This is a genomic window from Paraburkholderia sp. SIMBA_030, from assembly GCF_046535245.1.
In the GTDB taxonomy this organism is placed as follows: Bacteria; Pseudomonadota; Gammaproteobacteria; order Burkholderiales; family Burkholderiaceae; genus Paraburkholderia.
Window position 1 is genome coordinate 1 of the sequence record NZ_JAWRXB010001163.1, and the last position, 251, is coordinate 251.

Sequence of the window (251 nt, forward strand, 5' to 3'; positions counted from 1 at the left end):
GCGTGAAAGTAGAACTGCGGCAGCGCCCAGTCGCGCACGTACTGCTCGCCCGTCATGTCGAACGCGGTGCCGTTCGGCAGCTCGAGCGCGATCGGCCGCGCGGCGCCGCCATCGAGCGCGTCGGGCGCGAGTTCGCCGAGGAACGCGATCGTGCCGGAGAGGATCCCCTGCGCGTCGCTCACTGTGCCCGGCTGCGCATCGGCGTGCCAGCCGGCTTCGCGTAGCGCGAGCAGCGCATCCGGCAGCGGTTC

General features: G+C 72.1%; 1 protein-coding gene. It reads right to left on the minus strand.

Features of this window, described 5'->3' with window-relative positions; genetic code table 11:
• A partial coding sequence (locus SB772_RS43690; protein ID WP_410838988.1) for a DUF1993 family protein occupies positions 1 to 251 on the minus strand: 251 nt, incomplete at both ends.